We start from the raw sequence: 10,777 nt of genomic DNA on the forward strand, positions 1-10,777 counted from the left end.
CCGCGCCCGCCCAGCCTGTCGCGGTCGACGCCTCCGTCGTCGGCACGGACGAGTCCTCCGGCGCCGTCCTCGTCGGCTACGGCTCCGCGACCTCGGCACCGTCCCGTCGCAAGCCCGGTGCCCGCCGGGCCGCAGCCCTCGCGGCCGAGGCGAGCCGCGCCTCCAGTGCCGACGCCGCGGCTGCGGCCGAAGCCGCCACCGACCCCGGCGAGGAGACCACCGCCGAGGCGATCTCCGCGCAGGGTTCCGGCTCCGCGCGCAAGCACGGTGTGGCGACGAACGTCCTCGCGAAGCCCCCGATCCGGAAGCTCGCGAAGGACCTCGGCGTCGAGCTGAGCGAGATCGTCGCGACCGGCCTCGCGGGTGAGGTCACGCGTGACGACGTCATCCGGCACGCGAAGCAGGCCAGCGTCTTCCGCAACATCGAGACGCCGGAGTGGGGCGACGTCCGCAGCGAGACGATCCCGGTCAAGGGCGTCCGCAAGGCCATCGCGACCGCCATGACCACGTCGGCGTTCACGGCGCCGCACGTCTCGCTGTTCGTCGACGTCGACGCCACCCGCACGATGGAGTTCGTCAAGCGGCTGAAGTCCTCGCCGACGTTCGCGGGCGTCAAGGTCTCGCCGCTGCTCCTCGTCGCGAAGGCCGTGATCTGGGCCGTGCGTCGCAACCGGTCCGTGAACTCCACGTGGACCGACCGCGAGATCATCGTCCACCACTTCGTGAACCTCGGCATCGCAGCGGCCACCCCGCGTGGCCTCATCGTGCCGAACATCAAGGACGCGCAGGACATGTCCCTGCTCGAGCTCGCCCAGGCCCTCGAGCAGCTCACCCTGACGGCCCGCGACGGCAAGACCACGCCGGCGCAGATGGCGAACGGCACGGTCTCGATCACGAACATCGGCGTGTTCGGCATGGACACCGGCACCCCGATCCTCAACCCGGGCGAGGTCGCGATCGTGGCGATGGGCACGATCAAGCCGAAGCCGTGGGTCGTCGACGGCGAGGTCCGTTCGCGCATGGTGACGACGATCGGTGCGTCGTTCGACCACCGGGTCGTCGACGGCGACGTGGCGTCCCGCTTCGTGCACGACGTCGCCTCGGTGCTCGAGGAGCCGGCGCTGCTGCTCGACTAGCCGGCGCCGGCGCTGTCGTTGCGGGCTCCCGCAATCGTCGCGTGGTGTTCACACGGATGTCGGTGGCCGGGGTGATGATCGACCCATGGTCCACCAGCTCCTGATGCCCTCGCAGGAGATCCGAACGGATCGCCTCCTGCTCACCCCGCTGTCACCGGCGGACATCGACGACGTGCACGCGGTCTTTTCCGATGCCCGGACGTGGGCCCACCTCCCCGCGGGACGGCACGCGGTGCGGGCCTCGACGGTCGACCTCGTCCAGCGCAAGATCGGCGGTCGGGCACGACACGGTCTGGGCTCGTGGGCGGTGCGGGCCGTGGCCGACCACGCGTTCCTCGGAGTCGGCGGCGTGGACATGACGGCGGCCGGGGTCTGGAACCTCGGCTACCGGTTGGCGCCGGCGGCGTGGGGCAACGGCTACGCGACGGAGATCGCGCTCGCTGCGGTCGCTGCCGCGGCCGACGTCGCTCCTGACGTCCCGATCACCGGTCGGGTGCTGACGAACAACCCCGCCTCGGCGGCCGTGCTCGGCCGCGCGGGGCTGCAGCTGGTGTGGCAGGGCTCGACGTCGTCGACGCTGCCGGACGGTGTCGAGCGGCAGGTCTGGGCGGACCGGGCGCTCTCGCGGACCCAGCGGGCCTGGCTCGTCGCGAACGCCTGAGTCGGATCGAACGATCCCGGCCGGGTCAGGAGCCCGAGGCCCCCGGCCCGCCGTCCTCCGTCACGAGGGCGGCAGCACCGACGCAGAGCAGCAGGAGCACCCCGGCGACGGGAACCACGGCGGCCGGCCCCAACGTCAGCAGGAGGACCGCGACGAGGGCGACCACGGCCAGCACGACGGCCCTCACCGCAGCGCCTCGAATAGGGTGTCGGCCTCGTGCGGCAGCTCCGTGCGGAGCGACCACTGCACGGTGTTCCAGTCGTGTCCGCTGCCCGGTGCGAACGCGACCACGGTGTCCGCCCCAGCCTCTCGGGCTGCGCCGCCGAGCGCCCGGGCGTTCCGGCTGAACTGGCGGTCCGCCGACCCGGCCGTCAGCCAGAGCGCGTGCCCGCCGAGTCCGTTCGCCTGCATCTGCGCGATCGGGCCGGCCGCCCTCCACCGAGCCACCGACCCGCCGAACGCCTGGTCGGCGCTGTGCCGCGGGTTCTGGTCGATCGGCTGCAGTTCGCTGGAGATCGCCAGTGCGGCGCCGAACGACCCCGGCCGGCCGGTGACGAACTGCATCGCGCAGGTCGCCCCCTGCGAGAACCCGACGAGACCCCAGGCGTGCCGGTCCGTCGTCGCGGGCAGGTGGGCGGTGATCCAGGCGGGCACGTCCTCGGTGACGTAGGTGGCCGAGTTCCCGAGGGTCGAGTCGACGCACATCGGGTTCCGACCGGGCGCGGAGAGCTGGTCGACGGACACGACGATCGGGGCCGATCCGTGGTGCGCGGCCGCGTACGCGTCGAGCACCGTCCCCATCTGCCCGGCCGTGAACATGTCGCTCGGCGCGCCGGGCTGCCCGGCGAACGCGAGGACGACCGGCAGGCGTGGCGGGTGCCGGACGAGCGCGGCGGGTGGCAGGTACACGACGGCGGGGCGGGCCGGGAAGCCCGAGCGTGCACCGGGGATGTCGACGGTCCGGACCTCACCGTGCGTGGGGAGCGTCGTCGCGGGTGCCGCGCGCAGGTCGAGGTCCGGGTACGGATCGCTCTGCACCACGGTGCCGAGGGTCGGGTACTTGGCGAACTCGACGTTCACGCCGAGGGCGGGCACGAGCAGTGCGGCGGGGACGAGCACCGCGGCGAGCACCCGGCGTCCGCGACCGCCCTGCACGATGCCGGTGATCGCCAGCGCGAGGGCGGCGGTGGCGATCGCGACCCACATCCGCGTGACCGGGCTCAGGGCGACGCCGAACAGGTCCAGGACGTCGCTCAGGATCCAGCAGACGAGGAGCACGGCGAGGGCCGATCCGGCAGCGACCAGCGCGCGCAGCCGGACCGCCCGCCAGCCGGATCCGGAGCGGAGGTGCCGGAGACCGGGCAGCAGCACGACGACGGCGAGCACCGCGAACGCGACGTCGACGGGGACGAGCTTCGACGGCGCCTGCAGCTGGGTGGCGAGCAGCCACTCCGTCGGACTCACGACCGTGCCGCCGCTGCCGAGCGGTGCGCCTGCCGGAGGGCCCACAGGTGCTTCGGCCGCAGCCCCGGCACGTAGGCCGACGCCAGCGCCCGGGCAACCCGCGGCACGTGCAGCGGCGTCGGGACGACCAGCCAGAGCGGTTCGTGCCGAGCGCCGAACTTCTCCTTGAACCGCTGCAGCGACCGGAACCCGTACACCGGTTCGAGCACCCGGGCGAGGAGCACCGAACCGCGCGCGACGAGCGCCCCTGCCCCGGCGTGGGCGGCCAGCGGCGTGCCGGAGAGGCTGATCGTGGTGAGCCCGGCCTCGCGGGCACGGAGCGCGGTCCGGGCGATGAGGAACTCCATCACCCCGGGCATCCCGTCGTCGCCGCGGCGCATCACGTCGAGCGTCCAGCCCGTCAGTGCTCCCCGCTCGTGGACCGGCAGCCAGCTGGTGACCGCGGTCACGCGCCCGTCCGGGTCGACGGCGAGCATGAGCCGGACGTCCGGGTCGTCGAGCTCGCGGAACCCGCCCAGCGTGAAGCCCATCTCCGGCAGGCGCCGGTCGGCGGCCCACCGCGTGCAGATCGCCTCGACCTCGGCACGGCGGCCGTCGTCGAGCGCGTCGAGGGTGGTCCACTCGTCGCGGACGCCCTCGCGGTCGGCCCGGTTCGACGCGGTCCGCAGGTCCTGGCGCTTCTTGCCGCGTAGGTCGAACGTCGTCACGTCGAGCACGCACTCGACGCCGACCGGCAGTGCGGTCCACCCCTCGGCGCCGAGGATCGCGCGGACGGGCTCGTGCACGCTCGTGAACGCGGGCACCCAGCCGTTGCGCTCGCAGAACGCCGTGAAACCGGCGAGCACGTCCGCGCGGTCGGCGGCCGCGCAGGCCGGGTCCGAGACGGCGAGGGCGACCTCGCCGCGCACCCGGTAGGCCACGGCCCCACGTCCGTCCGGGGCGGTCCACGTCGCGTTGCCGCGCCAAGTGCCCATGTGCCCGAGGGTGCCGGCGTCACCGTCCCGGAGCATCTCGACGAGGTCGTCGGACGGCGCGTCGGCGGCCCGGAACCGCGACCGGACGAGCCGGGGTCGCAGGAGGACCACGGCGAGCAGCACGGCGGCGGGCACGATCCAGGCGCCGAGCAGGGTGACCTGCCACTCGATCGCGTCGAGTCCGAGCCCCTGCCACTGCACCGCGTCGTCCTTGACCGGCTCGATGAGGAACGCATCGGCCAGCACGACGGTGAGCGTCAGGAGCACGGCGATCGCCAGCGCGACGCCGACGCGTCGACCACGGTGCACGAGCCAGGCGGCCAGGAGCAGCAGCAGCCCGACGACCACCACGGAACGGTCGGGCATCGCGTCGGCGAAGGGCGAGAGCACGCCGTCCGGGTCCGGCACGACCGGGGTGACCAGCGTGCCCGCGCCGAGGGCGATGAGGGCGCTCACGACGACCGTCCGTGCGGTGACGCGGGTGGTGCGGCTCTGGGTCCTGGAGGCGCGGCGCACGATCCACACGCCGGCCGCGGTCCCGAGCAGGGTCGCCAGGGCTCGTGCCAGGTCCGACCCGTGGCCCGCGAAGAGCACGAGGGTGAGCACCACGGTCCAGAGCGCGGCGCGCGTCCGCCAGCGACGCTGCGCGGGCATCGCCGCCGAGGCGGCTCCGAGCAGTGCCGCGGCCACGATCGAGGGTGCGAAGAGCGGCTGCCCGACGGCGAACTCGGCGTGCGCCTCGCCCAGGGCCGAGCCGATCGTGACGGTCAGGAGGGCCGCGAGCACGCCGAGCAGCGGCGCGCCGACCCCGATCACCAGGGTCCGCAGCGACCCGAGGGAGCGCTCGGCGAGGACGGTCGTCAGGACGACGGCCACGAGGGCGAGGCACGCGACCGGCGGGTGGTGCGGGAAGTCCGGTTCGGAGTGTGCAAGGCGTGCGGTCACCACGAGCGCCGCCGCGACCACCGTCACGGCGACGGAGACGGGGGACCGACGGAGTCGTCCGAGGAGCGCTGCTGGTGCCACGATCCCATCCCAGCCGATCGCGCCTCCTGGGGCATCGCTCCTCGGCGTGAACCACGATGGCCGATCGGCCAGTCGGGGCTGGCTCCGAGGATGACCGTCAGACGATGGGTGCGGCCGGCACGTGCTCCACCGGCAGTCGCAGGTGCAGCGCGAACCCGTCGTCCGGCTGCGGACCGGACTCCATGCTCCCGCCGAGGAGCGACGCCCGCTCGCCGAGGCCGATCAGACCGAGGCCGGAACCCGGGAGTTCGAGCCGCTCGGAACGGGCCGGGCCGTTCACGACGTCGACGAGGACGTGCTCGCCGTGGATCCGACCGCTCACCCGGACCGTGGCGTCCGGAGCGTGCTTGCGGACGTTCGTCAGCCCCTCCTGCACGAACCGGTAGACCGCGCGCTGCAGCGGCTGGGCGAGGGTGTCCGGCAGGTCGACGGTCGTGCTCGTCTCGAGGCCGCTCTCGGCGATGAGTCGGGGGAGGTCGGTGAGCACCGGCTGCGGCGCGATCTCACGGTCGGTGCCGCCCGAGGCGCGGAGCACCTGCACCATCTCGCGGAGCTCCTGCAGGGTCACGACGCACAGCTGCCGGATCGTCCGGGCGAACCCGCGTTCGGCCTCGTCGCGACCGGCCATCTGCATCGCGCCGGCCTGCACCGCGATCAGGGTCACCTGGTGCGAGACGACGTCGTGCATCTCCCGCGCGAGGAGCGCCCGTTCCCGGGACAGGGCGACGGCCGCGGCCTGCCGGCGTTCGTCCTCGCGGGCCCGGCGGGACTCCACGAGTTGCTCGGTCAGGCGTGCGCGGGTCTGCGCGAGCAGCCCGACGGCGAGGGGCCCGAGCGCGAAGATGAGCGCGTAGACGACGGAGACGACGATCTCGTCCAGGGTCTGCGGCGGCCCGACGAACCCGCTGAAGCCGACGAACTGCACCAGCGCGGCGAGGAGCATCAGCCACCGGCGGCTCGTGCGCTCCCCGAGGGTGAAAAGCGCCACGCTCGCCGCCACGACCGCGGAGCCGACGAACAGCCCGGGGACGGTCAGGGCGAACGCGAGCACGGGGAAGCGGCGTCGGAGCAGCAGGGCAGCGGCCGCGAGCAGCGACAACCACGTCTCGAGGGGGGTCGCCCCGGAGATGTCGAGCACGGCGTCCGCGACGGCGGCGGCGACGAAGAGGGCGTCGACCAGCCACCACGGTGCACGGTGGGTGCGCACCCAGCGCAGGCCGGCGTCGACGAGGCGGTCGAGCCTCCCGTCGGTCGCCGCGAGCACCCGCCGGACGCGCCCCGACCGCTGCGCGTCAACCATCCAGGAGTCCCGCCTCGGCCGCGCGCAGCGCGAGCTGGACGCGCGTCGCGACGCCGAACGCGGCGAGCAGCGACCGGATGTCCTCCTTGACGGTGCCGGTGCTCACGCCGAGGCGTCGGCCGATGTCCGGGTTGCTGACGCCGTCCGCGACGAGTCGGAGCACCGCGTGCTCCCGGTCGCTGACCGACGGTGCGGGTGCCGCTGGCCGCGCGGCGAACAGCCGGGACCGATCGACGCCCGGTGCCAGGACGACCCCGCCGCGGGCGAGGACCCGGACGTACTCGGCGAGGGCCTCCGGGTCGGTGTCCTTGAGCAGGAACCCGGCTGCGCCGAGCTCCATCGCCCGTCCGACGTACTCGTCGGTGTCGAACGTCGTGAGCATCGCGACCGCCGGCGGTTCGGGGAGGGTCTGCAGTTCGCGCAGGACCTCGAGACCGTTCACCCGGGGCATCCGCACGTCGAGGAGCACGACGTCCGGCGCGTGCGACCGGATGACCTGCACGGCGTCGACGTCCCCGGTCGTCGCGACGACCTCGATGTCCGGCGCGGCGCCGAGGATCAGCTCGAAGCCGTAGCGGACGAGCGTCTCGTCGTCGACGATCACCACGGTTGTCACGCGCGTCATCTTGTCATGCACGTTGGCGTTCCGAGGGTGACTCGCTACTGTGGCAGGCACTGGTCATGTCCGCGCATGACCACCCGCACGACCAGCGACGGAGCACGAGGACCGCATGACGAGCCGGATCACCGAGGGTGCCGAACCGAAGCACCAGCAGCTGCGGCGCATCCTGCTCGACCTCGCCACGGTCCGGCTCGCACCCGGGGCGGCGATCCCGTCGGAGCGCCAGCTCATCGCCGAGTACGGGGTCTCCCGCATCACCGTGCGCGAGGCCCTCGGCCAGCTCGTGAACGAGGGCTACCTCGAGCGGGTGCGCGGCAAGGGGACCTTCGTGGCGCACCGCCCCGTGCAGTCGACGCTGCACCTGGCGTCGTTCACCGAGGAGATGCGGGCGATGGGGCACGTCCCGACGACGGTCGTGCTCGTGCGCGAGGAGCGGCTCCCGCCGTCCGACACCGCCGCGGCGCTGCGGCTGGGTGAGACGGAGGCGGCCTTCCACGTGAAGCGCCTGCGCATGGCCGACGGGGCACCGGTGTCGATCGACGACGCCTGGCTCGTCGCGGACGCCTTCCCCAGGCTGCTCGACCACGACCTGTCCGGTTCGATCTACTCGATCATCGCCACGGAGTACGGCACGCCGATCGACCGCGCGCAGCAGACCGTCGCGGCGAACCCCGCGGCGGACGACGTGGCGACGCTGCTCGGCACGAAGACCGGAGCGCCGCTGCTGGAGTTCGACCGGGTGTCGTACGCCGGGGACCGTCCGGTGGAGCACACGCGGAGCTGGTACCGGTCGGACCGCTACCGCGTGCAGATGGAGGTCACGGCGACGGCTCCGCACGCGGTCGCGTAGCGGCACCGAGACTCGGCCCCGCGGACACCTTCGCGACCGATCGGGGCCGGGATTGTCCGCGGAGCCGAGGCTCGGGTGGCCGGCTCAGACCTCGAAGAGGGTGTCGCCCTCGCGCACGGTCGTGCCGACCGTGTCCTGCGCGACCGAGTCCGGCGCGGAGCCGAGCACGACCACGGGGCAGATCGGCGAGTAGCCGGCGGCCGAGATCACCGAGGGGGTGAACCGGACGACCGGGTCACCCGCGACGACGGTGTCACCCTCGGCCGCGATGAGCTCGAAGCCCTCGCCCGAGAGCTTCACGGTGTCGATGCCCACGTGCACGAGCACATCGGTGCCCGCGGTGCCCTGCAGCGCGAACGCGTGCGGATGCAGCTTCACGATCGTCCCGTCGACCGGCGCCACCGCGGTCACGGCGCCCTCGACCCCGGTCGGGTCCACCGCGACGCCGGCGCCGACGAGCTGGCCGGCGAAGACCGGGTCCGGCACGTCGGCGAGTGGGACGACCGGGCCCTGGAACGGGGTCCGGACGGCGGTCACAGCTCGTCCTGGATGTCCTGCGCGAGGTTGTCGGCGATCGGGCCGACGATGACCTGCCACCCGGTGCCGCCACCGACGACGGCCTGTGCGCCGGCGGCCTTCAGTGCGTCCTTGTCGACCAGATCGCCGTCCTCGACCTCGACGCGGAGGCGCGTGATGCAGCCCTCGACCTCGTCGATGTTCTCGGCGCCACCCAGCGCGGCGATGATGTCAGCGGCCTTGATGTCAGCCATCGTTTCCTCCTCGTTACGAAAACGCGTGCCGGGTTGACAGGCGTGGGGTCGCGGTTCAGACTACGGAACTGGTCATGACCGGACAGGACCGGACCTGGCGACACCGCCGAGGTTACCTGCGCTGACTGTACGACTCAACTCACCCCGACAGCTCCACCCAACGACGAGAGGACCTCCGATGAGCACCACCACTGCCACGGATGTGCCGGAGAAGAAGACCCCGAAGAAGCAGTCACGCGTCTTCGCCAACGCCCAGCGCCTCGGCCGCAGCCTGCTCCTGCCGATCGCGGTCATGCCGGCGGCGGGCATCCTGCTCCGCCTCGGCCAGGCCGACATGCTCGGCGCGATCCCCGGCTTCGAGAAGGGCGCGACGATCATCGCCGCCGCCGGCAACGGTGTCTTCACCTGGCTGCCGCTGCTCTTCGCGGTCGGCATCGCGATCGGCTGGGCGAAGAAGTCGGACGGCACCACGGCGCTCGCCGCGGTCGTCGGCTACATGGTCATGTACCAGGTGTTCGCGGCGATGTCGCCGATCGTCCTCGACGGGGTCAAGGACGCGAGCGGCAACCAGGCCACGATCAACTTCGGCGTCCTCGGCGGCATCGTCATGGGTCTCGTGTCGGCGGTCCTGTGGGAGAAGTTCCACCGGACGAAGATGCCCGACTTCCTCGGCTTCTTCTCGGGTCGTCGCCTCGTCCCGATCCTCACCGCCGTCGCCGGTCTCCTCATCGCGGTCGTGATGTCGTTCTTCTACCGCTACTTCGACATCGCCCTGACCGCCGCCGGCCAGGCCGTCGCGGACAACGCCGTCATCGGCGGCGGCATCTTCGGGTTCGTCAACCGCATGCTCATCCCGATCGGGCTCCACCAGCTGCTCAACTTCTTCCCGTGGTTCCAGCTCGGCAGCTTCACGACGGGTGGCGTGACCTACCACGGCGACATCGCGCGCTTCCTCGCCGGCGACCCCACCGCGGGCATCTTCCAGACCGGCTTCTTCCCGATCATGATGTTCGCCCTGCCGGCCGGTGCCCTGGCGATCTGGCGCAACGCCAAGCCGCAGAACCGCAAGCTCGTCGGCGGCATCATGCTCTCGGCCGCGCTCACCTCGTTCGTGACCGGCATCACCGAGCCGCTCGAGTACTCCTTCATGTTCGTCGCGTTCCCGCTGTACATCATCCACGCGGTGCTCACGGGCACCTCGCTGGCCCTGGTGAACGCGCTCGGCATCCACGACGGGTTCTCGTTCTCCGCCGGTGCCATCGACTTCGTCCTGAACTTCGGCAAGGCGGACGGAGCGATCTGGCTCATCCCGATCGGCCTCGGCTACGCGGTGATCTACTACTTCCTCTTCAGTTTCGTGATCAAGAAGTGGAACCTCCGCACGCCCGGGCGTGAGGACGACACGATCGCCGAGAACACTATCGACGCGGCCACGAAGCCGTAGACGTCACCACGTGACGGACGGGAGGCGCGGTGCCAGCTGGCACCGCGCCTCCCGTCCGTCGTCCGGCTGATACTGGTTTTGACAACCGTTATCAACTACGCCTACGCTCGTCGACATGCACAACCGTCTCCTCGCCCTGCCGCTCGTCGCCGGCGCCGCCGCGCTCGCCCTGACGGGCTGCGCGACGTCCTCCGCCTCCGGCGACGCCTCCGGCGACGGCACCGTCCGGGTCGTCGCCTCCACCAACGTCTACGGCTCGATCGTCGAGGCGATCGGTGGCGACCACGTCTCCGTCACGAGCATCCTGGACGACCCGTCGCAGGACCCGCACTCGTTCGAGTCGAGCGCGAAGACGCAGCTCGCGGTGTCCAAGGCCGACCTCCTCATCGAGAACGGGGGCGGGTACGACGACTTCATGACGACCCTCGCCGACGCCTCGAGCACGAAGGCCGACACGATCAACGTCGTGAAGCTCTCCGGCCTCGACAAAGGCGGCGACGCCGAGTTCAACGAGCACGTGTTCTACAGCT

The 10,777-nt window shown here is 72.2% G+C and carries 12 protein-coding genes; 5 read left to right on the top strand and 7 right to left on the bottom strand.

Annotation, left to right across the window (positions count from 1 at the left end; all coding sequences use genetic code 11):
- The coding region (locus Q7F20_RS15955; protein ID WP_305741054.1) for a dihydrolipoamide acetyltransferase family protein at window positions 1-1,136 on the top strand (1,136 nt) is incomplete at its 5' end.
- Between the two features lie 85 nt (window positions 1,137-1,221).
- The gene (locus tag Q7F20_RS15960; RefSeq protein ID WP_305741055.1) at window positions 1,222-1,797 is read left to right on the top strand and encodes a GNAT family N-acetyltransferase; all 576 of its coding nucleotides are present in this window, start codon (window positions 1,222-1,224) and stop codon (window positions 1,795-1,797) included.
- A gap of 25 nt (window positions 1,798-1,822) precedes the next feature.
- Here the strand turns inward: Q7F20_RS15960 and Q7F20_RS15965 are convergent, their stop codons facing one another.
- From Q7F20_RS15965 to Q7F20_RS15985, 5 genes are all read right to left on the bottom strand, one after another.
- The gene (locus Q7F20_RS15965) at window positions 1,823-1,984 is read right to left on the bottom strand and encodes a hypothetical protein (protein ID WP_305741056.1); all 162 of its coding nucleotides are present in this window, start codon (window positions 1,982-1,984) and stop codon (window positions 1,823-1,825) included.
- Window positions 1,981-3,261, bottom strand: a complete 1,281-nt coding sequence (locus Q7F20_RS15970) for an esterase family protein (protein WP_305741057.1) — start codon at window positions 3,259-3,261, stop codon at window positions 1,981-1,983. The genes Q7F20_RS15965 and Q7F20_RS15970 overlap by 4 nt, the downstream gene beginning before the upstream one ends.
- Window positions 3,258-5,261 carry a bifunctional lysylphosphatidylglycerol flippase/synthetase MprF gene (locus tag Q7F20_RS15975; RefSeq protein WP_305741058.1) on the bottom strand — a complete coding sequence of 668 codons (2,004 nt, stop codon included), beginning with the start codon at window positions 5,259-5,261 and terminating at the stop codon, window positions 3,258-3,260. The genes Q7F20_RS15970 and Q7F20_RS15975 overlap by 4 nt, the downstream gene beginning before the upstream one ends.
- Before the next feature lie 97 nt (window positions 5,262-5,358).
- On the bottom strand, window positions 5,359-6,561 hold the full coding sequence (locus Q7F20_RS15980) for a sensor histidine kinase (protein ID WP_305741059.1): 1,203 nt from the start codon (window positions 6,559-6,561) through the stop codon (window positions 5,359-5,361).
- Window positions 6,554-7,177 (bottom strand): response regulator transcription factor, encoded by a 624-nt coding sequence (locus tag Q7F20_RS15985; protein WP_305741060.1) that lies wholly within the window; start codon window positions 7,175-7,177, stop codon window positions 6,554-6,556. The genes Q7F20_RS15980 and Q7F20_RS15985 overlap by 8 nt, the downstream gene beginning before the upstream one ends.
- A gap of 115 nt (window positions 7,178-7,292) precedes the next feature.
- Between Q7F20_RS15985 and Q7F20_RS15990 the strand changes: the two genes are divergently transcribed.
- A complete protein-coding gene (locus Q7F20_RS15990) occupies window positions 7,293-8,033 on the top strand; it encodes a GntR family transcriptional regulator (RefSeq protein WP_305741061.1) in 741 nt (246 codons plus the stop codon).
- Between the two features lie 84 nt (window positions 8,034-8,117).
- Here the strand turns inward: Q7F20_RS15990 and Q7F20_RS15995 are convergent, their stop codons facing one another.
- Both Q7F20_RS15995 and Q7F20_RS16000 read right to left on the bottom strand, forming a co-directional pair.
- A complete protein-coding gene (locus Q7F20_RS15995; RefSeq protein WP_305741062.1) occupies window positions 8,118-8,570 on the bottom strand; it encodes a glucose PTS transporter subunit IIA in 453 nt (150 codons plus the stop codon).
- Window positions 8,567-8,803 carry a PTS transporter subunit EIIB gene (locus Q7F20_RS16000; RefSeq protein ID WP_022907163.1) on the bottom strand — a complete coding sequence of 79 codons (237 nt, stop codon included), beginning with the start codon at window positions 8,801-8,803 and terminating at the stop codon, window positions 8,567-8,569. Before Q7F20_RS16000 ends, Q7F20_RS15995 begins: the two co-directional genes overlap by 4 nt.
- Window positions 8,804-8,981: 178 nt before the next feature.
- On the opposite strand from Q7F20_RS16000, the gene Q7F20_RS16005 reads away from it, so the two are divergent.
- Together Q7F20_RS16005 and Q7F20_RS16010 are read left to right on the top strand one after the other, a co-directional pair.
- The gene (locus tag Q7F20_RS16005; RefSeq protein ID WP_305741063.1) at window positions 8,982-10,247 is read left to right on the top strand and encodes a PTS transporter subunit EIIC; all 1,266 of its coding nucleotides are present in this window, start codon (window positions 8,982-8,984) and stop codon (window positions 10,245-10,247) included.
- Between the two features lie 115 nt (window positions 10,248-10,362).
- On the top strand, window positions 10,363-10,777 hold a 415-nt coding region (locus tag Q7F20_RS16010; RefSeq protein WP_305741064.1), incomplete at its 3' end, for a metal ABC transporter solute-binding protein, Zn/Mn family.

It is taken from the genome of Curtobacterium sp. A7_M15, assembly GCF_030705415.1.
Lineage (GTDB): Bacteria > Actinomycetota > Actinomycetes > Actinomycetales > Microbacteriaceae > Curtobacterium.